Here is a 21003-nt window from a genome sequence, read left to right on the forward strand (position 1 = left end):
TCCAGCTGGAGATCACGCTGCACACCCCGGTTGCGATGGAGAAGGGTCTGCGCTTCGCCATCCGCGAAGGTGGACGCACCGTCGGAGCAGGTACCATCTCCGAGATCATCAAGTAACTGCACCACAGATGGCTTTAGCTGTTCAAGAATAACGAGGGCTGTCGGCAGGTGTAGAAGTTCATCGCCGGCAGCTACTCCAAACGATCTTTGAAGTGTGAAAGAGACATACCATGGCTGGACAGAGAATCAGAATTCGTTTGAAGGCATATGACTATCGCGTACTGGACACCTCGACCGGTGAGATCGTCGAGACGGCCAAGCGTACCGGAGCTCAGGTTGCAGGGCCCATTCCACTGCCGACCATGAAGAACAAGTACTGCGTCCTTCGTTCGCCCCACGTCGACAAAAAGTCGCGCGAAGCTTTCGAGATCCGCACTCACAAGCGCCTTATCGATATTCTCGAGCCGACGCAGCAGACAGTAGATGCACTGATGAAGCTTGATCTTCCTGCAGGCGTCGATGTTGAGATCAAGACGGTTCAGAAGTAAAGAAATCTTTCGGCGAGTTGTTTTAGGTTTCGGTCTAGAAGCAATAACCCGGCAGTGCTGAGCTGAGTTCGGCCAGCATGATGAGGAAAGGAAGCTCCAATGTCAGTAGTAGGAATTCTCGGTAAAAAAGTCGGCATGACGCAGATCTTCGACGAACGCGGCGACATTCATCCTGTCACCGTTCTGAAGGCTGGCCCATGCGTCATCACTCAGTTGAAGACGCTTGCAAAGGACGGCTACGATGCCGCGCAGATCGGCTATGTCGATTTCGTTAAGGCCTCGAAGATCAACAAGGCAATGACCGGTCACTTCGCAAAGTCGAACGTTCCTCCAGTCAAGATGATCAAAGAAGTCGCCCTCGAGACGGTGAAGACCGCAGAAGGCGAAGAGGCAGTCGTCGCCAAGGCTGGCGACCGCATCCTGGTCGATATCTTCAACGACGAGCGCTTCGTCGATGTCATCGGCACCTCCAAGGGTCGCGGCTTCGCTGGCGTTATTCGCCGCCACGGCTTCGGCGGCGGTCCCAAGTCGCACGGACACATGTTCCAGGTGCAGGGTTCGATCGGAGCATCATCGTTCCCCTCGCGCGTATTCCCTGGCCAACGTATGCCAGGCCACATGGGCCATGCGCAGATCACGGTCCGCAACCTCCGCATCCGCGGCATCGATCTTGAGGACAACCTCCTTCTGGTTGAAGGTGCTGTACCCGGCCCACGTGATGGCTTCGTGCTGATCTCCAAGGCTAAGGCTCCGCCGCGCGAGCGTCGTGGTTTTGCCGGCGCCGCTACCAAGGACGCATTGAAGGCTTCGAAGAAGGCTGCACCGTCCAAGAAGAAGTAAAGAATCTACAAACAGAAAGCCTCTGCTGTATCGCTTTCTAAACAAAGTTTTGGCCCGCCGCATCGATGGCGGGCACGAAGAGAGAAGAAGAACGATGGCAAACATCAACGTAGTAAATCTCGACGGAGCCAAGGTCGGTGAGTTCGAACTCATCGATGAGGTATTCTCTTCCGAGATCAACGACGCACTCCTCTGGGAGTCGGTAAAGCACTACCGCGCAGCCCTCCGCCAGGGAACAGCCGCCACCAAGACTCGCGACCGTGTCTCGGGAGCCGGCAAGAAACTCTGGAAGCAGAAGGGAACAGGCCGCGCCCGTGTGGGTTCGATCCGTACCCCGCTCTGGCGTGGAGGCGGTACGGTCCACGGACCTCAGCCTCGCAGCTACGAGTACGCCTTCCCGCAGAAGAAACTGATGGGTGCTCTGCGTTCGGCCATCTCCGCGAAGATCAGTGACGGCAAGTTCACCGTCGTCGACTCCTTCGAGGTCGCCGCAGCCAAGACCAAGCTCTTCCGTACCGCGCTTAACAAGCTCGAAGCCGGCAAGACCACCCTCCTCGTAGAGAGTAGCCGCAAGCTCGACGAGAAGCTCTACCTCGGCTCGCGCAATCTGGCTGGAGTTGAACTCGTTCTTAGCTCTGAAGTTCATCCCTACGATCTGCTCCGCTACGAGCATGTCGTCTTCTCGAAGGACGCCATCGAGGCCCTTCAGGAGACTCTCAAGAAGTTTGTTTCGAAGCGCAGCAAAGCCGCCGCGCAGAAGGAGGTTGCGTAATGCCAACCCTCTATACCGTCATTCGCCGCCCCCTCATCACTGAGAAGGGCATGACCGTGAAGGAGACGCAGAACACCCTGGTGTTCGAGGTCGCTCTCAAGGCCACCAAGACCGAAGTCAAGCAGGCTGTGGAGACGCTCTTCAAGGTCAAGGTCACCGGTGTTCGCACCGCAACCGTGGAAGGCAAGGAGCGTCGCCGGGGCAAGTTCGCCGGCTACCGCCCCGACTGGAAGAAAGCTTACGTTCGCCTCAAAGAGGGCGAGAAGATGCCGGAATACCTCAATAGCCTCTAAGCGCGAATTTGTTTCGCAGCAACAGAATTCAGGACCGAAGCGCCGCTAAGTAATTAGCGGCGCGGGCAAGGGAATAAAGACGATGCCGATCAAATCATTTCGACCGATTACCCCATCACGACGCTTCATCACGACGCTGGTCAACAGCGATCTGACGACCGACAAACCGCACAAGCCGCTTCTCAGCGTCAAGCAGCGTACCGGCGGCCGTAACAGCAGTGGCGCTATGACGATTCGCCATCAAGGTGGCGGTCACAAGAAAAAGCTTCGGCTTATTGACTTCAAGCGCGATAAGTACGGCATCCCGGGTACCGTCGCAACGGTCGAATATGACCCAAACCGCAGCTCACGTATCGCACTTATTCACTACGCGGACGGAGAGAAGCGCTACATCATCCAGCCGATCGGTCTTACCGTTGGCCAGTCCATCATGAGCGGACCGGATGCCGATATCCTCGTGGGTAACGCTCTGCCGCTGAAGAACATCCCGGCTGGTACGACGATTCACAATATCGAGCTTCGTCCTGGAAAAGGCGGGCAGATGGCTCGCTCCGCCGGTGCTCAAGTTCAGCTCACCGCCAAAGAAGGCGACTACGCTCTGCTCAAGCTGCCTTCGGGTGAGACTCGCAAAGTTCTCGTCGAGTGCATGGCGACCATCGGCCAGGTTGGCAATACGGACCATGAGAACGTCACCATCGGTAAGGCTGGACGCAACCGTTGGAAGGGCATCCGTCCTGCCAACCGCGGCGTCTCGATGAATCCTGTCGACCATCCGCACGGTGGTGGTGAAGGTAAGACCTCGGGCGGTCGTCACCCAGTTACTCCTTGGGGCCAGCCGACTCGTGGCTACAAGACACGTAATAACAAGCGGACCGATGCCTTCATCGTCAAGCGTATTAATTAGTAAGACTGATTCTCTGAGTTAGTTCTGTAATAAGGGCAACACCAAGTCTCGCAAGCAAGAGATTCGTCGTATCCAGCATCGCAACAAGAAAGTCGGAGCTCAGCATAATGTCACGTTCAGCGAAAAAAGGTCCTTTCATCGACGATCACCTCATGAAGAAGATTGAGGGGATGAACCAGATCAACGATAAGAAGGTGCTGCGCACCTGGTCCCGCCGGTCCACGATCCACCCGGACTTTGTCGGCCACACGATCGCCGTTCACAACGGTCGCAAGTTCATCCCGGTCTACGTGACGGAGAACATGGTTGGTCACAAGCTCGGAGAGTTCTCCGCTACCCGCACCTTCAAGGGCCACTCCGCGCGCGCCGCTGAGACCTCCGCAAAGCCCAAATAATCGGGCTGACCGTTTGCAGTTAGATATTTCCGTGAGCCCGCCACAAGGGGCAGCGAAGCAGAACTTTTGAAGGACGAAGATTATGGCTAAGGCAGTAGAAAAAATCAGAGAGTTCCGCGCAGAGGCGAAGTTCCAGCGAACCAGCCCGCAGAAGGCGAAGCTTGTCCTTGATCTCATCAAGGGCCTCCGCGTCGAGCAGGCGCTCAACACTGTTCACTTCAGCACCAAGCGTATGGCGCCGGTGATTGAAAAGGTTCTGCGTTCAGCGATTCAGAATGCAACCTACGTCTCGCAGGAGCAGGGCCTGGACGTCGATGTCGACAACCTCTACGTCCGCACCGCAATCGCGAACGAAGGTCCGCGTATGAAGCGCATCCGCCCTGCCCCAATGGGCCGTGCCTTCCGTTACCAGCGCAGGCTCGCACACATCATCGTCACCGTTGCTGAGAAGAGATCGGGCGCTGCCGTTAGCGCATCTGCCGACTCTACTTCAACTCCGGCCGCGAAGAAGACGACCAAGAAGACAGCCTCCAAGACTGCGGCAAAGTCCGCAGCCAAGAAGACAGCCGCCAAGAAACCCGCAGCGAAAAAGGCCGCGAAGTAAGCAGTTTCTTGTAAACTTAAAGTTTTGCACTACCGCCCACCGGCTCAACCGGAGAGGGCACGGAGTAAAGGGAAGCTATGGGACAGAAAGTCCATCCGTATGGGTTGCGCCTCGGCATCAACAAGCCGTGGAAGTCACGCTGGTTTGTCGAACGCGGCTATGACAAGCTGCTGGTCGAAGACGTCAAGCTCAAGGCTGAGCTGCGCGAGAAGCTGAAGGCCGCTGGTGTCAGTTCGGTCGAGGTCGAGCGTCCAGGGAACAAGCTGCGCCTGATCATCCGTACCGCGCGCCCGGGCATCATCATCGGACGCAAGGGCGCCGAGATCGATAAGCTCAAGGCCGACATTCAGAAGCGCACCAGCCGCGAGGTCTTCATCGATATTCTCGAGGTCAACAAGCCCGAGCTCGATGCTCAGCTGGTCGCCGAGAACATCGCGCTGCAGCTCGAGAAGCGCGTCAGCTTCCGTCGCGCCATGCGCAAGTCGGTCGACTCCGCCCTCCGCTTCGGCTGCAAGGGCATCAAGGTTCGCGTCTCCGGTCGTCTGAACGGAAACGAGATCGCCCGCTCCGAGTGGTATCTTCAGGGCCGTCTGCCGCTGCACACGCTGCGCGCCGACATCGACTACGGTTTTGCCGAGGCGCACACCACCTACGGCATCATCGGCGTCAAGACCTGGGTCTATCGCGGCGATATCTACGAGCAGAAGAAGCGCCGCGATCAGGGCGTTACCGCTGGCGCATTCGCATCCTAAGTTTTTTCCCGGCGTAGCCGGAGTTTCCGGGGAGCGCATCCCCGAAAGAGTGAAGAGGGTTTTCTTATGTTGATGCCAAAGAAGGTCAAATACCGCAAGCAGCAGCGCGGACGCATGAAGGGCAAAGCGTGGCGCGGCTCCGATCTCTCCTTCGGCGACTTCGGCCTGAAGGTAATGGAGTGCGGTTACATCACCGACCGCCAGATCGAAGCCAGCCGTATCGCGATGACACGTTTTATCAAGCGTGGCGGCAAGGTTTGGCTCCGTCTGTTCCCGGACAAGCCGATCACCAAAAAGCCTGCCGAAACCCGTATGGGTAAAGGTAAGGGTGCTCCCGACCACTGGGTCTGCGTCGTCCGTCCCGGCCGCATTCTGTTCGAGATGGAAGGCGTCACCCCGGAGCTCGCCAAAGAGGCCATGCGTCTCGCGGCACACAAGCTTCCGCTCAAGACCAGCTTCGTCCAGCGCCACGACGTCAAGGCGACGGTCGTCACCAAGTAAGGCCGCGCCAAACAGCTTTTAGTAATCCTTTTAGCAGTTAGGAAAATGACAATGGAACTCGAAAAGATTCGCAACCTCAGTGACGAAGAGCTAAAGAGCGAGCAGGCTAAAGCCGGCGAGCAGCTCTTCCGCATTCGCTTCCAGAAGAGCCTCGGCAACGTCGAGGGAATCAAGAAGCTGCGGACGCTCAAGCTGGACATCGCCCGTATCAAGACCGTCGAGCGGCAGCGCACCCTGGCCGCCGAGAAGGCCGCCAACCCCGTCGTCGCCAACGTCGCGCCGGCCAAGAGCACTCGCACCGCCCGCAAGAAAGCGAAGAAGGACTAATCATGGCAGAGACAACCAACACCGCAGCTGCAACCCCCGAAGCTCAGACCTCGCGTCGCAATGAGAAGGTGGGCTTGGTCGTCTCGACCAAGATGCAGAAGACCATCGTCGTCGAGATCGAGATGCGCAAAGCGCACCCCAAGTACAAGCGCGTGATGAAGTCGAACAAGAAGTTCTACGCGCACGACGAGCAGAACTCTGCACGCGTCGGCGACGTCGTCCGCATTCGCGAGGCGCGCCCTCTGTCGAAGCTGAAGCGCTGGTCTCTTGAAGAGATCGTTCGCCGTTCCTCTCTTGCTCTCGCGGAAGAGAAGTCTGCGGCTGCACTCGCCGCTGAAGCCAAATAGCTCTAGGGCTCACAAGTTCACGCATGGGGCATAAGCCCCGGCCGTATCACCGCCGTAGATAGCCAGGAGAAGAACGATGTCAGTACAAATGAGAACAATGCTTGACGTGGCCGATAACTCCGGCGCACGCAAGTTGCAGGTGATCCTGCCCCTCGGTGGCGGTCTCGGTAAGAAGGCTGGCCTCGGCGATGTCGTCACCGCCGCCGTCAAGGAAGCCTCGCCCGATGGGACCGTCAAGAAGGGTAAGGTCGTCAAGGCTGTGATCGTCCGCACGCGCAAAGAGTATCGCCGACGCGACGGCACCTACATCCGCTTCGACCAGAACGCCGCTGTCGTCATCAACGATGCCAACGAGCCGGTTGGAACCCGCGTCTTCGGACCGGTCGCCCGCGAGCTCCGCGAGAAGAAGTTCCTCAAAATTGTCTCGCTCGCACCCGAGGTAATCTAGTTTCACGCCGCGTGTTGTTGCGCGGCGCCACATAGAATCAACCGGAGTCCGGCTCCGCGGTAACAAGATCGTCGAGGGTGAGAGAGAGTTATGGCAGGCATCAAGATTAAGCGGAACGACAAAGTCGAAGTGATCGCAGGCAAAGATAAGGGTAAGCAGGGCCGCGTCCTTCGCGTCATCGCAGAAAAGAATCGCGTCCTCGTTGAAGGCGTCATGATGGTGAAGAAGCACATGAAGCCGAACCCCCAGAAGAACATCAAAGGCGGCATCGCGGAGCAGGAGTCTACCATCCACGTCTCGAACGTGATGTTGCTCGACGGCGAAGGTAAGAAGACACGCGTTGGATCGCGTCTCGAAGGCGACACCAAGGTTCGCTTCTCCAAGGCTAGCGGCACCACGATCGCCGAGAAGAAGAAGCAAAGCAAGTAAGTAGAGTTTTCGTAGAGAAGTTCAAATCCTGTATCAACGGTTCACCCCACGCATCGGTATACGGGCTAACACCCAACCCGGCAACCGTGGAGAAAGCGAAGAACAATCATGGCAGCACGACTCAAGCAGAAGTACGAGACCGAGATCAAGCAGGCGCTGGGCAAAGAGCTCAACATCACCAACGCAATGGCTATCCCCAAGCTCGAGAAGATCGTCATCAACATGGGCCTCGGCGAAGCTACCCAGAACGTGAAGATCATGGATCCCTTAGTAGCTGATCTCGCCGCCATCGCCGGCCAGAAGCCTGTCACGACCAAGGCCAAGAAGTCCATCGCCGCCTTCAAGGTGCGCGAGGGCATGCCCATCGGCGCCATGGTCACCCTGCGCGGCGATACCATGTACGAGTTCCTCGACCGCCTCATCTCAATCGCGCTTCCTCGCGTCCGCGACTTCCGCGGCGTCTCCTCGAAGAGCTTCGACGGCCGCGGCAACTACACCCTTGGCCTCCGCGATCAGCTGATCTTCGCTGAGATCGACTACGCCAAGGTTGACAAACTCAAGGGTATGAATGTCACCATCGTCACCACGGCGAAGGACGACAACGGTGCCCGCGCCCTGCTGAAGAGCTTCGGTATGCCCTTCCGCGTCGGAGCCTAAGGGCCTGGAGAAAGATCAACCAAAGTTCTCTTTTGAACTTTGAACCAAAGATAGAGAGCAAAACACATGGCTACCACTGCAAAACGCGTCAAAGACGCAAGGAAACCGAAGTTCAAGTCCCGCCAGCACAACCGCTGCCAGCTCTGCGGTCGTCCCCGCGCCTTCCTCCGCAAGTTCGGCGTCTGCCGTCTCTGCTTCCGTTCGCTCGCCCTCAAGGGAGAAATTCCGGGCGTAGTCAAGTCAAGCTGGTAGAATAAACCTGTACGTGTGTGGCCTCCGCCGCGCACCCGCTCCAGAGACCTCATCAGGGCGTCAGCTTATGGTGCAGAAGTCTGGACGTACCACCCGAAACAAACATTCCCGCTGGTTCTTACGAGAGACACTCGTGAGCGAACGGGGAATGAAGGAGAATGAATGAACCTCACTGATCCAGTAGCAGACTTCCTGACCCGCATCCGTAACTCCATCCGCGCCCGTCACCAGAAGCTCGACGTCCCCGCATCCAAGCTCAAGGCCGAGATCGCCCGCATTCTCAAGGAAGAGGGCTACATCGCGAACTACAAGCCCACCGAAGAGAATGGCATGAAGGTCATCCGTGTCTATCTCAAGTACGGCCCCAACAACGAGGCTGTCATCCGCGATCTGCAGCGCGTCTCCCGTCCTGGCTGCCGTGTGTACCTCGGCCGCGACGAGATCCGCCGCGTTCAGGGTGGCCTTGGCATCTCCATCATGACTACCCCCAAGGGCGTCATGACAGGTCGTCAGGCCCGCCGCGAAGGTGTAGGCGGCGAGATCCTCTGCGAAGTCTGGTAAAGAAAATTAGCCAGGTTTTTGTCTCTAGTCTCTGTTTTATGAGCGTCATGCTCACCCGGCTGCAGTGGAACTTAGCACTCCTAAGCGACTCGCAAGCCAACAAAGGAATTCATCATGTCACGTATTGGTAAGAAGCCGATCGCTCTTCCCGCCGGCGTCAAGTACACCGTCAGCGAGAACGGCAACACCGTCCTGGTCGAAGGCCCCAAGGGCAAAGTCACCGCCATGCTTCCCGGCGGCATCAAGCTCGTCCAGAAGGACGGCCAGCTCCTCGCCGAGCGAGAGAACGACAAACAGGCAGCCTTTCACGGTCTCGCCCGCGCCCTCGTCTTCAACGCAGTCACCGGCGTCACCACCGGCTGGACCAAGGATATCGACATTGTCGGCATCGGATACCGCGCCGAGATGAAGGGTAAGAACATGGTCGTCTTCACCCTCGGCTACTCTCATCCCATCGAGTTCCCGCTGCCCACCGGTATCGAAGTAGCGATCGACCCCAAGCAGACCCACCTCACCATCTCCGGTATCGACCGGCAGAAGGTAGGCCAGATCGCCGCCGACATGCGCTCTCTCCGTAAGCCCGACCCCTACAAGAACAAGGGCGTCCGCTACACTGGCGAGAAGCTGAAGAAGAAGGTCGGCAAGACCGGAGCAAAGTAATCCGCGCTGCGTGAGTGGCAGATTCCACTCGCGCAGCACTCATCAGTTTCAACAACCGAACGTCCTCAGCACTCTGAGTACGCCACTAGGAAGGAAAGCTAATCATGATCAATCCCCGTCAACGCAACGTCATCCGCCAGCGCGTCCACACGCGTATCCGCGAGAAGATGTCCGGTACCGCCGAGCGTCCGCGCCTCAACGTCTACCGCTCGCTCAACCACATCTACACCCAGCTCATAGACGACCTCAACGGAGTCACCATCGCCTCCGCGTCCTCCATGGGCAAAAAGGGTGAAGAGAAGAACTACGGCGGCAACGTCGCGGCAGCCGCTGAAGTCGGCAAGCTCATCGCCCAGCGCGCGCAGGAGAAGGGCATCAAGAAGATCGTATTCGACCGTGGCGGCTATCTCTACCACGGCCGTGTCAAAGCCCTCGCCGACGCAGCCCGCGAAGCCGGACTGGATTTCTAAGGTTCCCAAGGCGCCCTGAGTGGCAGCCAGAAAGCTGGATAGAACATTATGGCAATGAAGAAAAAGATCGATGCGAACCGCCTCAACCTCAAGGATGAGGTCGTCTCCATCAACCGCGTCACCAAGGTCGTCAAGGGCGGTAAGAATATGTCCTTCGCCGCTCTCGTCGTCATCGGGGATCCCGCTGAAGGCGTAGTCGGCTACGGCTCCGGCAAGGCGAAGGAAGTCCCCCAGGCCATTCGCAAAGGGATCGAGTCCGCCAAGAAGAATCTGCACAAGGTCAACCTCACCGCAAGCACAATTCCTCACCAGGTCCTCGGCCACTTCGGCGCCGGCCAGGTGATGCTGAAGCCCGCTCCTGAAGGTACCGGCATCATCGCCGGCAAGACGGTTCGCGCCGTCATGACCGCAGTCGGCGTGCAGAATGTGCTCACCAAGAGCCTCGGCACCGCCAACCCGCACAACGTCATCAAGGCTACCTTCGACGCTCTCATCCAGCTTCGCGACAAGGCCGAAGTCGCCGCCCTGCGCGGCAAGTCAGTGGAAGAGCTCTAAGCTCAACCCTGTTCCAACAAGATTCTCAGGAGCTCTCTCATGGCAGACACCAACGCAATCGCCAAAATCAAGCTGCAGTACTTCCGTTCCAAGATCTGCACCCCGGTCAAGCACAAGCTCGTCATCAAGGGCCTCGGCTTCACCCGTCTCAACCAGATCGTCGAGCGCGAAGACACCCCATCCATTCGTGGCATGGTCGCCAAGGTTCCCCATCTCGTCCGCGTCGTAAGCTAAGCAGCGACCCGGCACAACCGTCTCAAGCCCGTGAGGGCCAAATCATATGCGAGTCGAGGAAGAGCGCAAGCTGCTTCACCGGCGTTAAGCGAGGAAATCATGGCAATCCGTAATCTCTCCAATCTCCGCGCCCCCAAGAAGGCGAACGAAAACAAGAAGCGTGTCGGCCGCGGTATGGGTTCGGGCATGGGTAAGACCTCCACCCGTGGTCACAAGGGTCAGGGCTCCCGCACCGGTTCCTCTCTTATGCGCGGCTTCGAAGGCGGCCAGATGCCCCTTCACCGCCGTCTGCCCAAGCGCGGCTTTACCAATATCTTCCGCGTCGAGTACCAGGTTCTCGGTCTCGATCGTGTTGCAGAGATCGTCGCCGCCGAGAACGTAACCGAGTTCACCCTCGATAAGATCATCGAGCTTGGCCTCCTCCGCAAGAAGGGCGCCCTCATCAAGGTGCTCAACAACGGTGAGATCAAGACCGCAGTCACGGTTCACGCGCACAAGTTTTCGAAGACCGCCCAGGAAGCGATCGAGAAGGCCGGCGGCAAGGCCATTCTCATCGGCTAGGTTGCATTAGAATGATTGGCAGGCGAGGGCATCTGCCCTCGCATCGCCGTTTCACCCGAACGCCAGTTTTCACCACCGAGGTTCTAGCACCCGATGTTCGAGAAAATCGCAAACATCTTTAAGATTCCCGACCTCCGCAAGCGCGTTCTCTTCACGCTTGGCATGCTGGCCGTCTACCGCCTCGGCTCGCACATCCCCACCCCCGGCATCAACGCCGACATGCTCGCGCAGTTCTTCAATCAGAACTCCGGCTCAGCCCTCGGCCTGGTCGACCTCTTCTCCGGCGGAAACCTCCGCAAGCTCACCGTCTTCGCCCTCGGCATCATGCCGTACATCACGGCGTCGATCATCTTCCAGCTGCTCACCGTCATCTATGAGCCGCTCGCGAAGCTCCAGAAGGAAGGCGAACTTGGCCGCCGCAAGATCACCCAGTGGACGCGCTACGTCACCGTCCTGCTCGGCATCGTGCAGTCCTTCGCCATCGCCCTTACGCTGACCAACACCAGCACCGGCCAGTCCATGGTCACCATCCCGCGCGGCTACTTCATCCCGCTCTGCGTCATCACCCTCACCGCCGGCACCGCCTTCATCATGTGGCTGGGCGAACAGATCACCGAGCGCGGCATCGGCAACGGCATGAGCCTGCTCATCTTCGCCGGTATCGTCGTCGGCCTGCCCCGCGGCATCGAAGACCTCTATGTCAAGGTTCGCGACAACGCCTGGGGAGCCCTCACCCCCCTCGCGGTCGTCCTTCTCGTCGCTGGCATGATCGCAGTCGTTGCCTTCATCGTCTTTGTCGAAAAGTCTGAGCGCCGCATCCCGGTCCAGTACGCCAAACGCATCGTCGGCCGTAAGATGATGGGTGGCCAGTCCACGCACCTTCCGCTCAAGGTCAACTCCGGCGGCGTCATGCCGGTCATCTTCGCCAGCTCTATCCTCTCGGCTCCACTGCTCTTCTCCGGCGCTCACATCTTTGGTTACTCGCTGCAGGACTCCACCTTCTTCGGCCCCATCCTGCGCTCCCTTGCCCCCGGCGAGCCCTGGTATGAACTGCTCCAGATGGCCGCCATCATCTTCTTCGCCTACTTCTACATCTCCATCGTCTTCCGTCCGGACGACATCGCCGACAACATGCGCAAGTACGGCGGCTTCATCCCCGGCATCCGCCCCGGCAAGCGTACCGCGGACTTCATCAACGATGTCCTTACCCGCATCACGCTGGTCGGCGCACTCTATCTCATAATCATCACCATCATCCCGCAGCTCCTTATCAGCGGAATCCACTTCAACCATCTCTGGCTGGTCGGCTCCGTCTTCGATCGGCTCCCGACCTGGATGACCAACGGCCTCGGCGTCAACTTCTACTTCGGCGGCACCAGCCTGCTCATCGTCGTCGGCGTCGCCATGGACACTGTCCAGCAGATCGAATCGCAGCTCATCATGCGCCACTACGACGGCTTCACTCCCAAGAGTGGCCGCATCCGTGGCCGCAAGAGCTGGTAGGGAACTCAGTCCGTTGACCACATCTACTGTCTCTGAACACAAGACGGCCCCGGCGGAGAAGAACTTTCTGCCCGGGCCGGTTCTCCTTCTGGGCGCGCCCGGCGTCGGCAAAGGCACCCAGGCCAAGGCTCTCATGGCGGCCTACGGGATCCCCCAGATCTCCACCGGCGACATCCTCCGCGCCAACATCAAGAACGGCACACCCCTCGGCAAGATGGCCAAGACCCTCGTCGATCAGGGCACCCTCGTCTCCGACGATCTCGTCAACCAGATGGTCGCCGACCGCCTCCAGCAGCCCGACACGCATCGCGGCTTCATCCTCGACGGCTTCCCCCGCACCCTCAATCAGGCCACCTGGCTCGACTCCCAGCTTGCCGCCGACACCAAAACCCTCCCCGTCGTCGCCATCAGTATCGTCGTCGACTACGAGCAGCTCCTTCACCGCATCACCGGTCGCCGCGTCTCGCCCGCCGGTCGCATCTACAACATCTACACGCATCCGCCGAAGGTCTCGGGCATCTGTGATGTAGACGGTTCTGCGCTAGTCCAGCGTCCGGACGACTCCGAGGCCGTCTTCTCCGATCGTATGAAGACCTTCGAAGCCCAGACCGCCCCTGTCGTCGAGCACTATCGCAACCAGGGCCGTTTCGAGGAGATCGACGGCGATCATCCTGTAGACCAGGTCACCTCCCAGATCGAGGCTGCCCTCAAACGTCTCCGCCAGCATCCCAGGTTCTAAGCAGAAAACTATGGCAATCATGATCAAAACCGCGCAGGAGATCGAGAAGATGCGCATCTCCGGCAAGGCTCTCCGCCAAGTCCACAATGCGATTGCGCCCCACGTCGTCCCCGGCGCATCGACGATGGATCTTGAAGAGATAGCCGTCAAAAAGATCGCAGAACTTGGTGCCATCGCCGCCTTCAAGGGCTATCACGGCTTTCCCGCCGCCCTATGCACCTCCATCAACGAGGAGGTCGTCCATGGCATGCCCAACGCCAAACGTATTCTAAAAGAAGGAGATATCCTCTCCATCGACTGCGGGGTCATCATCGACGGCTTCTACTCCGACGCCGCCGTCACCTACCCCATCGGAAAGGTCAGCGCCAAGGTCCACAAGCTCCTCGATGTCACCCAGGCCTCTCTCGAAAAAGCCATCCAGCAGTGCCAGGTCGGCGGCCGCCTCTTCGACATCTCCTCCGCCGTCCAGCAGGTCTGCGAGGCCCAAGGCTTCGGCGTCGTTCGTGAGTTCGTCGGCCACGGCATCGGCCGCGCCATGCACGAAGACCCCCAGGTCCCCAACTTCGGCGAACGCGGCAAAGGCCCCCGCCTCAAGGCCGGGATGGTCCTCGCCATCGAGCCCATGATCAACGCCGGAGGCCCCGAAGTCCACGTCCTCAAGGACGGTTGGACCGCCGTAACCAACGACGGAAGCTACAGCGCCCACTTCGAACACACCGTCGCTATCACAAAAGATGGCCCATTAGTGCTGACACGCTAGGAAAAACGACCCGACCTGGGGTATTATAAGAGATGCTGCGTGCCAGCTGGTCTCGTCGTAGAGACGTTTCATGCTGGAGACCGGCCAACCAAAGAAGTTATGGAAACCCGGAGGCCACAAGCCTTCAGTCTTTCCAAAGGAGATCGTTTGTCGAAGGAAGATGCAATTGAAGTGATGGCGGTGGTCGTAGAGACCCTGCCGAACGCGATGTTCAAGGTTGAGCTTGAAAACAAGCATCAGGCCCTTGCACACGTCTCTGGACGTATGCGCAAAAACTTCATCCGCATCCTCCCCGGCGACCGCGTCGCGATTGAGCTCAGCCCCTATGACCTCAACCGCGGCCGCATTGTCTACCGCTACAAGTAGACATCGGCTACGGGAGTCGATCCCGTCTCCACCACGTTTGACTCAAGTGCTCTGCGCTTGGGCATAAGTCAGGGCTTCGGTCCTGACATTCAGGGTGCGTATCGACCGGGGTTTTCCCCTTAGATATGTTCTCCGTTTCACAGGCTTTACGTTGCAACACAGAAGGGAATCACAATGAAGGTTCGTGCCTCAGTAAAGAAGATGTGTGACAAGTGCAAGGTCATTCACCGCCGTGGCGTGGTTCGTGTCATCTGCGAGAACGCCAAGCACAAGCAGCGTCAGGGCTAAAGAATGACCAGGAGAAGTTTTGCTTCTCTTTGTCCTTCCGAGCTCCCGCTCCACCGGCCCCGTCGGGCTAGTTAGCCGAAGTCAAGGCTTGCGATGAACCCGCCGGACACGCCGTCAACCAATTCACCCCGCTCTATGGCGAAGCCATCCGAGCCCAACCGAAAAGGAACCCCATGGCACGTATTGCTGGAGTCGATGTCCCTAACAACAAACAGGCGCGCATCGGTCTCACCTACATCTTCGGAATCGGCGACTCTCGCGCCGCCAAGATCCTCGCGAAGGCGGACGTTGATCCGATCGCGAAGATGGGCACGCTCGACGAAGACGCCCTGAACCGCATCCGTCAGGTCATTGAAGCTGAGGGCCATATCGAAGGCGATCTCCGCAAGGACATCTCCCTTAATATCAAGCGCCTCATCGAGATTCAGTCCTACCGCGGTCTCCGCCATCGCCGCTCGCTTCCTGTCCGTGGCCAGCGCACCCACACCAACGCTCGCACCCGCAAAGGCCCACGTAAGGGAACCGTTGCCGGTAAGAAGAAAGCGACCAAATAATGGCTAAGACACAGAACACCAAGGGTGCTGCAAAGCCCACCAAGAATAAGAAGTTCAAGAAGCGCGAACGCAAGAACGTTCCATTTGGTCTCGTCTTCATTCAGGCCACATTCAACAACACCATCGTCACCATCACCGACCAGGTTGGCAACACGCTCTCCTGGAAGTCGTCCGGCTCTCTTGGCTTCCGCGGCTCCCGCAAGGGAACCCCGTTCGCCGCGCAGCAGGCCGCCGTCGGTGCAGCCAACGCAGCCCGCGACCACGGCGTCCGTTCGGTCGATGTGCGCGTCTCCGGTCCCGGCTCCGGCCGTGAGTCCGCGATTCGCGCCCTCGCCACCACCGGCATCGAGGTCCGCAGCATCCGCGACGTTACGCCGATGCCGCACAACGGCTGCCGTCCGCCCAAGCGCCGCCGCGTCTGATTTCATGCAGGCGATGGGTTCGCTCCTCGCCTGCATCTGCTCTTTCGTTTAATCAATAACCGGATCGTGAAGAAGCGCAGCCTGCGCGTAAAGCGATCGTCACCCGAAGTTGGATTATTTAGGAGCAATACAATGGCACGTTACACCGGACCCGTCTGCCGCCTCTGCCGCCGCGACGGCACCAAGCTCTTCCTCAAGGGAGCCAAGTGCTTCTCCGAGAAATGCCCCGTCGAAAAGCGCAACTTCCCCCCAGGCCAGCACGGCCAGTCCCGCAAAGTGAAGAAGGTCGTCGGCTACGGTCTCCAGCTCCGCGAGAAGCAGAAGGCCAAGCGCATCTACTTCACCCTCGAGACCCAGTTCCGCGCCTACTATCAGAAGGCTGCCGTCAAGAAGGGCGTCACTGGCGCCTATCTGCTCCAACAGCTTGAGACCCGCCTCGATAACGTCGCCTACCGTCTCGGCTTTGCCATGAGTCGCCGCCAGGCCCGTCAGGTCGTCCGTCACGGTCACCTCCAGGTCAACGGCCGCAAGGTCAACATCCCCTCCTACCAGGTCAAGGTCGGTGATGAGATCGCAATCCGCGAAGGCTCGAAGGCTCTGGTCATTCTCGAAGAGGCGAAGAACTTTGCCGCCGGCCAAAACCAGGTCCAGTGGCTCGACATCAATCGCGACAATCTCTCCGGCAAAGTCATTGCTCTGCCGAAGCGCGAGGACATCAACCTGCCCGTCAACGAGCAGCTGATCGTCGAACTCTACAGCAAGTAACCGCTGTAGTTACAAAACAAGATTCGTCATTCTGGAACGCAGCGAAGAGTAGGAAATATGTTCTTCGCTGCGTTACAAATGCGAAAAGCACCACACAACTTAACTTGTAACCGCAACACCCCGCCATCTCGCAGAATGCATCGCGAGTGAGCCGGAAAAGGAGAAACACATGCTTTGGAGAGGTTTTCAAAAGCCCAAGCGTCTCGCAGTCGAAACCGAAACACTCACCGAAAAGTACGGCAAGTTCTCCGCTCAGCCCTTTGAACGCGGCTTCGGTACCACCATCGGCAACGCGCTTCGCCGCACCCTCCTGTCCTCGATCGAAGGCGCAGCTGTAACCGCCGTCCGCATCGAAGGCGTCCTGCACGAGTTCCAGTCGATCACCGGCGTCGTCGAAGACGCGACCGACATCATCCTGAACCTCAAGCAGATCCCATTCAAGCTCGCCGGCGAAGGCCCCAAGGCCCTCTACCTCCGCGCCGACCAGGCTGGCGTCATCACCTCCGGCATGATCGAAGCCGACGGCGACGTCGAGATTCTCGACAAGAACGTCTACATCTGCACCGTCAGCGAAGGCGGCAAGATCGACATGGAGATGCGCCTCAAGCGCGGCCGTGGCTACATCTCTGCCGACAAGAACTTCGACGGCGACCTCGGCCTCGGCTTCATCCCCGTCGACTCCGTCCACTCGCCCGTCCGCAAGGTCAACTACCTCGTCGAAGCAGCCCGTCTCGGTCAGATCACCGACTACGACAAGCTCACCGTCGAGATCTGGACCAACGGCACCGTGCTTCCCGCGGACGCACTCGGCCTCTCCGCCAAGCTGCTCAAAGACCACATGACCATCTTCATCAACTTTGAAGAGGAGATGGAAGCCGGTCACGAGCACCTCGACGGCCCCGCCATCCGCAACGAGAACCTCAACCGCTCCGTCGAAGAGCTCGAGCTCTCCGTACGCAGCTACAACTGCCTCAAGAACGCCAACATCGCCACCATCGGCGAACTCATCCAGAAGACCGAAGCCGAAATGCTCAAGACCAAAAACTTCGGCCGCAAGTCCCTGAATGAGATCAAGGAGATCCTCGCGCAGATGGGCCTGTCCCTCGGCATGAAGATCGACGAGAACGGCAACCCGCAGCCCGGACCCACCTCCGTTCTGCCCGCCGCCACCCTTGCCGCCAGCTTCGGCAACTTCGACGACGATGATGATGAAGACGAAGATGAGGACGATGACCTCGACCTCGTCGGCAACGAGACAGAGAACTTCTAACCAGGCACGGGCGGCGGCTTCAACGCCGCCGCCCAGCGTCTCACCAGAAAACGCAGCGCAAGCCGCGTAGCAACAAGTCCCATAAGTATCCGGGGTGCTTCATCCGCGCCAGCTCCACCGAGCGCACATTCTAAGTACTACCGACTCACGGCAGAAGCCGGGTCGAAGGAGATTCCCATGCGTCACCGTAATGCAGGATTCAAACTAGGGCGCAACACCAGCCATCGCCGCGCCATGCTGCGCAACCTCGTCACCTCCGTCATCCTGATGGACCGCGTCGAGACCACCATCACCAAGTGCAAGGCCACCCGCCCGCTCATCGAGAAGATGATCACCCTCGGCAAGCGCGGCACCGTTCACGCCCGCCGTCAGGCTGCTGCTTACCTCATGACGCCTGAGTCGGTCGACCGTCTCTTTGCCACCGTGGCCCCGCGCTACGCCGCACGCCAGGGCGGATACCTCCGCATCACCCGCCTCGGAGCCCGCAAGGGTGACGCCGCCGAGATGGCGTACATCGAGCTCCTCGGAGCCGAGCACGAGCTCAACGAGAAGGCCCAGAAGCGTGCTGAAGCTCGCACCAAGAAGCGTGAAGAGCTCGCCAAGCAGATGGAAGAGCGCAACCCCGGCGAAGCCGGCGACCCCAACGCCGAAGCATAAACTTCTGCACATTCATCAAGCAAAAGAAGAGGCGCACCGACAAGGTGCGCCTCTTCTTTTTTAAAAAATCATGTCCTGCCGGACGGGCCGCTTACTCAGCGGGAGGTCACTTCGTGACGCGTATACCTAGTCGTGGCAGGATCATCACCATAGCTCCTCCCGCTGGTAGGAGTCATCATCCTCCGCCGAGCAACGCGAGGCCCCAAGAAGTCAGCCCTGCCCCGACCGGTACAAAAGTCACGAAGTGACCTCCCCACGAGCAGTGGGCCCGTCCGGCAGGACAGAATCTTTACCCGCTATGCACCATCACCCGATTCTTACCCGCCCGCTTAGCCGCATACAGAGCCTCATCGGCCAGCTCTACCAGCTGAAATCCATTCTCCAGCGACTCATTCATCGCCGCCATCCCCACGCTGATCGTCAGCGTCTCATTATCCCAATCCTCGCTCGCCACTCGCTGCATCACGCGCCGCGCCAGCCCCATCGCGCTCTCCTCGCCGCTCTCCGGCAGCAGCACCACAAACTCCTCGCCCCCATACCGAGCAGGCAGGTCCGGCAGCCGCACCGTCGTCCGCAGAATCATCCCCAGCCGCCGCAGCACCTCATCCCCCGCCGCATGGCCGTAGCGATCGTTGATCAGCTTGAAGTTGTCCACATCGATCAGCAGCACCGAAAGCTCCCGCTTCCGTCTCCGCGCCATCGAGAACTCCATCACCATCCGCTCCTCGAACGACCGCCGATTCCGCAGCCCCGTCAGCTCATCCGTCACCGCAAGCTTCCGCAGCTGGTCATTCGCCTCTTCAAGCTCACGATGGTACCGCTCCAACTCCGCCTTATGCGCCACCTCTTCCGACACATCCACCGCCACCCCGGCCAGCAGCACGTTCCCCGCAGAATCATGACAAGGAAACTTGAACGACCGCAGCGAACTCACCGTTCCATCCGAGTTCCGAATGTGTTCTTCAGTCTCCACCATCCGCCCGCCCGCCATCACCTCCAGGTCGTGCGTCCGCACCGACTTCGTCAAACTCCGCGACCAGAGCTGTTCATCCGTCCGCCCCAGCCACGCATACTCGCTCACCCCAAACCGTTGCGCAAAGCTGCGGTTATAAAACAGCAGCCTCCCTGCCGCATCTTTGATATAGCTCAAAAATGGGCTCGCATTCATGAACGCGCGAAACAGCTCCTCACTCGCCCGCAGCCCCGCACTGGCCTTCTCCTTCTCTGCTAGTATCTGGTCCAACGCTCTGCGCTGCATCATCGCCTCGATGCGCAGACTCATCTGCCGCCCCATCACCTCCAGCGCGTGCGCCTCCTCCGCAGTCAGGATGCGCGGAACCATATCCACCACGCACAACGTCCCCATTGGGTCGCCATCTTTCGTAAACAGTCCCACGCCAGCAAAGAATCGAATTGGCGGCTCACCCGTCACCAGCGGATTGCTGCCGAACCGCGCATCCATCAGTGCATCCTTCACCAGGAACACCCGCTCCTGCCGAATCGCATGCGCGCAGAACGCAACCTCGCGCGGCGTCTCCCCCAGCTTCAAAAAATCGGACGCACGAAACCACTGGTTGCGCTCATCCAGCAGCGTCACCAGTCCATATGGAGTTCCACAGATCGCAGCCGCAAGATGCACCAGCTCATCGCGTTCCAGATCTGGTTGGGAGTCCAGTAACTCTCGCGTCCAAAGCGCTCTTAACTCAGCAGCCCCAGCCTCTGCTCGACGTACATTCATCGATCACCGTAAAGTAAAAATAAGCATATCCGGGGTTAACTGCCATACGCCATAAGGATTTTCAAGTGCTTACCAAAGTAACGTGCCTTTTCGTTCCCATTGTGGGACTAAAGGTCTTCGCGTTCGCCCACGTGCTCACGCCCCAGCAGACCACCCTCGCCCAGGCCTCTATCGCCTCGCCGGCACCGAACCATCCGCCCAGATCGACTACGTCCGCCTCTTCCTCAGCGGCACCACCCTGCAACTGCCCCCGCCTCCCCCAACTTCTCTGCTCGACCAGATCCGCAAGGAGCCCCTCTTCAAAGCCTCCCTCCTCTAGCTCACGCCTCCGCCAACCACCCAACCTTACCCGTTTACTGCGAGATTACCCGCCGCCGGCTAAGCATCGTGAACCACAACGAACGTCCGCAGTCGCTCGCATACACCAGCGACTTCGAATCCGGCGTCCAGGCCGGCTCCATGTTGTTGCAGTCCGCCTCCGTCAACCGCCTTCTGGCCCCACCCTGCACATCCAGCAGCCACAGATGCCAGTTCCCGCGCTCCAACCGGCTATACGCCATCCACCGGCCATCCGGCGACACCGCAGGATACCGAGCCTCATCCTCGCCCAGCGCACGAATCCCCCCACCCGCGTCCACAAGAAATAGTCCCGGCCGTCCACCATCCTCCGTCGCTGAAAACACTATCGAGCCGTCCGCTCCAAACGAAGCCTCCAGCACATTCCACCCCGCCGGCGACACCCTCCTGTCCGCACCCTCCCCCAGCGCCCTCACCCAAAGCTCCCCGCGCCCATGCTCCTCCCGCAGATAAGCCAGCCACCGCCCATCCGCCG

Annotated in this window: 34 protein-coding genes and 1 pseudogene; 33 read left to right on the plus strand and 2 right to left on the minus strand. The window is 59.2% G+C overall.

Annotated features, from left to right (window positions below; genetic code table 11):
• From GSQ82_RS03290 to rplQ, 32 genes are all read left to right on the plus strand, one after another.
• A partial coding sequence (locus GSQ82_RS03290) for a hypothetical protein (protein WP_158790606.1) occupies window positions 1–116 on the plus strand: 116 nt, incomplete at its 5' end.
• Between the two features lie 113 nt (window positions 117–229).
• The gene (gene rpsJ / locus GSQ82_RS03295; RefSeq protein ID WP_013581294.1) at window positions 230–547 is read left to right on the plus strand and encodes a 30S ribosomal protein S10; all 318 of its coding nucleotides are present in this window, start codon (window positions 230–232) and stop codon (window positions 545–547) included.
• Between the two features lie 99 nt (window positions 548–646).
• Window positions 647–1387, plus strand: coding sequence for a 50S ribosomal protein L3 (rplC, locus tag GSQ82_RS03300; protein WP_158790607.1), 741 nt, complete (start codon window positions 647–649; stop codon window positions 1385–1387).
• Window positions 1388–1481: 94 nt separating this feature from the next.
• Window positions 1482–2159 (plus strand): 50S ribosomal protein L4, encoded by a 678-nt coding sequence (gene rplD / locus GSQ82_RS03305; RefSeq protein WP_158790608.1) that lies wholly within the window; start codon window positions 1482–1484, stop codon window positions 2157–2159.
• Window positions 2159–2452 carry a 50S ribosomal protein L23 gene (locus GSQ82_RS03310; protein WP_158790609.1) on the plus strand — a complete coding sequence of 98 codons (294 nt, stop codon included), beginning with the start codon at window positions 2159–2161 and terminating at the stop codon, window positions 2450–2452. The genes rplD and GSQ82_RS03310 overlap by 1 nt, the downstream gene beginning before the upstream one ends.
• Before the next feature lie 82 nt (window positions 2453–2534).
• On the plus strand, window positions 2535–3356 hold the full coding sequence (gene rplB / locus GSQ82_RS03315; RefSeq protein WP_158790610.1) for a 50S ribosomal protein L2: 822 nt from the start codon (window positions 2535–2537) through the stop codon (window positions 3354–3356).
• A 107-nt stretch (window positions 3357–3463) separates the two neighbouring features.
• Entirely contained in the window at window positions 3464–3751 is a 288-nt protein-coding gene (rpsS, locus tag GSQ82_RS03320; protein WP_158790611.1) for a 30S ribosomal protein S19, read from the plus strand.
• An 82-nt stretch (window positions 3752–3833) separates the two neighbouring features.
• Window positions 3834–4355 (plus strand): 50S ribosomal protein L22, encoded by a 522-nt coding sequence (gene rplV, locus GSQ82_RS03325; protein WP_158790612.1) that lies wholly within the window; start codon window positions 3834–3836, stop codon window positions 4353–4355.
• Between the two features lie 77 nt (window positions 4356–4432).
• Window positions 4433–5107, plus strand: a complete 675-nt coding sequence (gene rpsC / locus GSQ82_RS03330) for a 30S ribosomal protein S3 (protein ID WP_158790613.1) — start codon at window positions 4433–4435, stop codon at window positions 5105–5107.
• Window positions 5108–5173: 66 nt separating this feature from the next.
• Window positions 5174–5608: a 50S ribosomal protein L16 gene (rplP, locus tag GSQ82_RS03335; protein ID WP_158790614.1), complete on the plus strand. Its 435-nt coding sequence runs from the start codon at window positions 5174–5176 to the stop codon at window positions 5606–5608.
• A gap of 51 nt (window positions 5609–5659) precedes the next feature.
• Complete coding sequence (gene rpmC, locus GSQ82_RS03340) at window positions 5660–5935, plus strand: 50S ribosomal protein L29 (protein ID WP_158790615.1); 276 nt, start codon at window positions 5660–5662, stop codon at window positions 5933–5935.
• Between the two features lie 2 nt (window positions 5936–5937).
• Window positions 5938–6282: a 30S ribosomal protein S17 gene (gene rpsQ, locus GSQ82_RS03345; RefSeq protein WP_158790616.1), complete on the plus strand. Its 345-nt coding sequence runs from the start codon at window positions 5938–5940 to the stop codon at window positions 6280–6282.
• Between the two features lie 76 nt (window positions 6283–6358).
• Window positions 6359–6730, plus strand: a complete 372-nt coding sequence (gene rplN / locus GSQ82_RS03350) for a 50S ribosomal protein L14 (RefSeq protein WP_158790617.1) — start codon at window positions 6359–6361, stop codon at window positions 6728–6730.
• A 90-nt stretch (window positions 6731–6820) separates the two neighbouring features.
• Window positions 6821–7159, plus strand: a complete 339-nt coding sequence (gene rplX / locus GSQ82_RS03355) for a 50S ribosomal protein L24 (protein WP_158790618.1) — start codon at window positions 6821–6823, stop codon at window positions 7157–7159.
• Between the two features lie 108 nt (window positions 7160–7267).
• Window positions 7268–7816 carry a 50S ribosomal protein L5 gene (gene rplE / locus GSQ82_RS03360; RefSeq protein ID WP_158790619.1) on the plus strand — a complete coding sequence of 183 codons (549 nt, stop codon included), beginning with the start codon at window positions 7268–7270 and terminating at the stop codon, window positions 7814–7816.
• A gap of 66 nt (window positions 7817–7882) precedes the next feature.
• A complete protein-coding gene (locus GSQ82_RS03365; RefSeq protein WP_020715220.1) occupies window positions 7883–8068 on the plus strand; it encodes a type Z 30S ribosomal protein S14 in 186 nt (61 codons plus the stop codon).
• Window positions 8069–8230: 162 nt separating this feature from the next.
• Window positions 8231–8629: a 30S ribosomal protein S8 gene (gene rpsH / locus GSQ82_RS03370; protein WP_158790620.1), complete on the plus strand. Its 399-nt coding sequence runs from the start codon at window positions 8231–8233 to the stop codon at window positions 8627–8629.
• A gap of 114 nt (window positions 8630–8743) precedes the next feature.
• A complete protein-coding gene (gene rplF / locus GSQ82_RS03375; RefSeq protein ID WP_158790621.1) occupies window positions 8744–9289 on the plus strand; it encodes a 50S ribosomal protein L6 in 546 nt (181 codons plus the stop codon).
• A 104-nt stretch (window positions 9290–9393) separates the two neighbouring features.
• A complete protein-coding gene (gene rplR / locus GSQ82_RS03380; protein ID WP_158790622.1) occupies window positions 9394–9759 on the plus strand; it encodes a 50S ribosomal protein L18 in 366 nt (121 codons plus the stop codon).
• Window positions 9760–9807: 48 nt separating this feature from the next.
• Window positions 9808–10314: a 30S ribosomal protein S5 gene (rpsE, locus tag GSQ82_RS03385; RefSeq protein WP_158790623.1), complete on the plus strand. Its 507-nt coding sequence runs from the start codon at window positions 9808–9810 to the stop codon at window positions 10312–10314.
• A gap of 39 nt (window positions 10315–10353) precedes the next feature.
• Window positions 10354–10548, plus strand: a complete 195-nt coding sequence (gene rpmD, locus GSQ82_RS03390) for a 50S ribosomal protein L30 (protein ID WP_158790624.1) — start codon at window positions 10354–10356, stop codon at window positions 10546–10548.
• A 99-nt stretch (window positions 10549–10647) separates the two neighbouring features.
• Window positions 10648–11109, plus strand: coding sequence for a 50S ribosomal protein L15 (gene rplO, locus GSQ82_RS03395; RefSeq protein WP_158790625.1), 462 nt, complete (start codon window positions 10648–10650; stop codon window positions 11107–11109).
• A 93-nt stretch (window positions 11110–11202) separates the two neighbouring features.
• Window positions 11203–12612, plus strand: coding sequence for a preprotein translocase subunit SecY (gene secY / locus GSQ82_RS03400; protein WP_158790626.1), 1410 nt, complete (start codon window positions 11203–11205; stop codon window positions 12610–12612).
• Window positions 12613–12625: 13 nt separating this feature from the next.
• Window positions 12626–13351: an adenylate kinase gene (locus GSQ82_RS03405; RefSeq protein WP_158790627.1), complete on the plus strand. Its 726-nt coding sequence runs from the start codon at window positions 12626–12628 to the stop codon at window positions 13349–13351.
• A 10-nt stretch (window positions 13352–13361) separates the two neighbouring features.
• The gene (gene map, locus GSQ82_RS03410; RefSeq protein WP_158790628.1) at window positions 13362–14111 is read left to right on the plus strand and encodes a type I methionyl aminopeptidase; all 750 of its coding nucleotides are present in this window, start codon (window positions 13362–13364) and stop codon (window positions 14109–14111) included.
• Between the two features lie 147 nt (window positions 14112–14258).
• Window positions 14259–14477: a translation initiation factor IF-1 gene (gene infA, locus GSQ82_RS03415; protein ID WP_013581270.1), complete on the plus strand. Its 219-nt coding sequence runs from the start codon at window positions 14259–14261 to the stop codon at window positions 14475–14477.
• 174 nt (window positions 14478–14651) lie between these two features.
• A complete protein-coding gene (rpmJ, locus tag GSQ82_RS03420) occupies window positions 14652–14765 on the plus strand; it encodes a 50S ribosomal protein L36 (protein ID WP_158790629.1) in 114 nt (37 codons plus the stop codon).
• Between the two features lie 173 nt (window positions 14766–14938).
• On the plus strand, window positions 14939–15319 hold the full coding sequence (rpsM, locus tag GSQ82_RS03425) for a 30S ribosomal protein S13 (protein ID WP_158790630.1): 381 nt from the start codon (window positions 14939–14941) through the stop codon (window positions 15317–15319).
• Window positions 15319–15741, plus strand: coding sequence for a 30S ribosomal protein S11 (gene rpsK / locus GSQ82_RS03430; RefSeq protein WP_158790631.1), 423 nt, complete (start codon window positions 15319–15321; stop codon window positions 15739–15741). Before rpsM ends, rpsK begins: the two co-directional genes overlap by 1 nt.
• A 132-nt stretch (window positions 15742–15873) precedes the next feature.
• Window positions 15874–16506 (plus strand): 30S ribosomal protein S4, encoded by a 633-nt coding sequence (gene rpsD / locus GSQ82_RS03435; RefSeq protein WP_158790632.1) that lies wholly within the window; start codon window positions 15874–15876, stop codon window positions 16504–16506.
• A 169-nt stretch (window positions 16507–16675) separates the two neighbouring features.
• Window positions 16676–17776: a DNA-directed RNA polymerase subunit alpha gene (locus tag GSQ82_RS03440; protein ID WP_158790633.1), complete on the plus strand. Its 1101-nt coding sequence runs from the start codon at window positions 16676–16678 to the stop codon at window positions 17774–17776.
• A gap of 177 nt (window positions 17777–17953) precedes the next feature.
• A complete protein-coding gene (rplQ, locus tag GSQ82_RS03445; protein WP_158790634.1) occupies window positions 17954–18433 on the plus strand; it encodes a 50S ribosomal protein L17 in 480 nt (159 codons plus the stop codon).
• 289 nt (window positions 18434–18722) lie between these two features.
• Here the strand turns inward: rplQ and GSQ82_RS03450 are convergent, their stop codons facing one another.
• Window positions 18723–20171 carry a diguanylate cyclase gene (locus GSQ82_RS03450; RefSeq protein WP_158790635.1) on the minus strand — a complete coding sequence of 483 codons (1449 nt, stop codon included), beginning with the start codon at window positions 20169–20171 and terminating at the stop codon, window positions 18723–18725.
• Between the two features lie 82 nt (window positions 20172–20253).
• Between GSQ82_RS03450 and GSQ82_RS03455 the strand changes: the two genes are divergently transcribed.
• Entirely contained in the window at window positions 20254–20490 is a 237-nt protein-coding gene (locus GSQ82_RS03455; RefSeq protein ID WP_158790636.1) for a hypothetical protein, read from the plus strand.
• A gap of 34 nt (window positions 20491–20524) precedes the next feature.
• Here the strand turns inward: GSQ82_RS03455 and GSQ82_RS03460 are convergent.
• Window positions 20525–21003 (minus strand): annotated as a pseudogene (locus GSQ82_RS03460) (PD40 domain-containing protein); the annotation flags it as partial.

It is taken from the genome of Granulicella sp. L60 (assembly GCF_009765825.1).
In the GTDB taxonomy this organism is placed as follows: Bacteria; Acidobacteriota; Terriglobia; order Terriglobales; family Acidobacteriaceae; genus Edaphobacter.

Bases quoted from the DNA above. Each gene is read 5' to 3' on its own strand.
- rplP (WP_158790614.1), top strand. From the start codon at position 5,174: ATGTTGATGCCAAAGAAGGTCAAATACCGCAAGCAGCAGCGCGGACGC.
- rpsJ (WP_013581294.1), top strand. From the start codon at position 230: ATGGCTGGACAGAGAATCAGAATTCGTTTGAAGGCATATGACTATCGC.
- rpsE (WP_158790623.1), top strand. From the start codon at position 9,808: ATGGCAATGAAGAAAAAGATCGATGCGAACCGCCTCAACCTCAAGGAT.
- rpsM (WP_158790630.1), top strand. From the start codon at position 14,939: ATGGCACGTATTGCTGGAGTCGATGTCCCTAACAACAAACAGGCGCGC.
- rpsH (WP_158790620.1), top strand. From the start codon at position 8,231: ATGAACCTCACTGATCCAGTAGCAGACTTCCTGACCCGCATCCGTAAC.
- rplE (WP_158790619.1), top strand. From the start codon at position 7,268: ATGGCAGCACGACTCAAGCAGAAGTACGAGACCGAGATCAAGCAGGCG.
- rplD (WP_158790608.1), top strand. From the start codon at position 1,482: ATGGCAAACATCAACGTAGTAAATCTCGACGGAGCCAAGGTCGGTGAG.
- rplN (WP_158790617.1), top strand. From the start codon at position 6,359: ATGTCAGTACAAATGAGAACAATGCTTGACGTGGCCGATAACTCCGGC.
- rpsS (WP_158790611.1), top strand. From the start codon at position 3,464: ATGTCACGTTCAGCGAAAAAAGGTCCTTTCATCGACGATCACCTCATG.
- rplQ (WP_158790634.1), top strand. From the start codon at position 17,954: ATGCGTCACCGTAATGCAGGATTCAAACTAGGGCGCAACACCAGCCAT.
- rpsQ (WP_158790616.1), top strand. From the start codon at position 5,938: ATGGCAGAGACAACCAACACCGCAGCTGCAACCCCCGAAGCTCAGACC.
- secY (WP_158790626.1), top strand. From the start codon at position 11,203: ATGTTCGAGAAAATCGCAAACATCTTTAAGATTCCCGACCTCCGCAAG.
- rpsD (WP_158790632.1), top strand. From the start codon at position 15,874: ATGGCACGTTACACCGGACCCGTCTGCCGCCTCTGCCGCCGCGACGGC.
- rplF (WP_158790621.1), top strand. From the start codon at position 8,744: ATGTCACGTATTGGTAAGAAGCCGATCGCTCTTCCCGCCGGCGTCAAG.
- rplC (WP_158790607.1), top strand. From the start codon at position 647: ATGTCAGTAGTAGGAATTCTCGGTAAAAAAGTCGGCATGACGCAGATC.
- rpsK (WP_158790631.1), top strand. From the start codon at position 15,319: ATGGCTAAGACACAGAACACCAAGGGTGCTGCAAAGCCCACCAAGAAT.
- rpmD (WP_158790624.1), top strand. From the start codon at position 10,354: ATGGCAGACACCAACGCAATCGCCAAAATCAAGCTGCAGTACTTCCGT.
- rplR (WP_158790622.1), top strand. From the start codon at position 9,394: ATGATCAATCCCCGTCAACGCAACGTCATCCGCCAGCGCGTCCACACG.
- rplX (WP_158790618.1), top strand. From the start codon at position 6,821: ATGGCAGGCATCAAGATTAAGCGGAACGACAAAGTCGAAGTGATCGCA.
- map (WP_158790628.1), top strand. From the start codon at position 13,362: ATGGCAATCATGATCAAAACCGCGCAGGAGATCGAGAAGATGCGCATC.
- rpmJ (WP_158790629.1), top strand. From the start codon at position 14,652: ATGAAGGTTCGTGCCTCAGTAAAGAAGATGTGTGACAAGTGCAAGGTC.
- GSQ82_RS03440 (WP_158790633.1), top strand. From the start codon at position 16,676: ATGCTTTGGAGAGGTTTTCAAAAGCCCAAGCGTCTCGCAGTCGAAACC.
- rplO (WP_158790625.1), top strand. From the start codon at position 10,648: ATGGCAATCCGTAATCTCTCCAATCTCCGCGCCCCCAAGAAGGCGAAC.
- GSQ82_RS03310 (WP_158790609.1), top strand. From the start codon at position 2,159: ATGCCAACCCTCTATACCGTCATTCGCCGCCCCCTCATCACTGAGAAG.
- rpsC (WP_158790613.1), top strand. From the start codon at position 4,433: ATGGGACAGAAAGTCCATCCGTATGGGTTGCGCCTCGGCATCAACAAG.
- GSQ82_RS03365 (WP_020715220.1), top strand. From the start codon at position 7,883: ATGGCTACCACTGCAAAACGCGTCAAAGACGCAAGGAAACCGAAGTTC.
- rplB (WP_158790610.1), top strand. From the start codon at position 2,535: ATGCCGATCAAATCATTTCGACCGATTACCCCATCACGACGCTTCATC.
- rplV (WP_158790612.1), top strand. From the start codon at position 3,834: ATGGCTAAGGCAGTAGAAAAAATCAGAGAGTTCCGCGCAGAGGCGAAG.
- GSQ82_RS03450 (WP_158790635.1), bottom strand. From the start codon at position 20,171: ATGAATGTACGTCGAGCAGAGGCTGGGGCTGCTGAGTTAAGAGCGCTT.
- rpmC (WP_158790615.1), top strand. From the start codon at position 5,660: ATGGAACTCGAAAAGATTCGCAACCTCAGTGACGAAGAGCTAAAGAGC.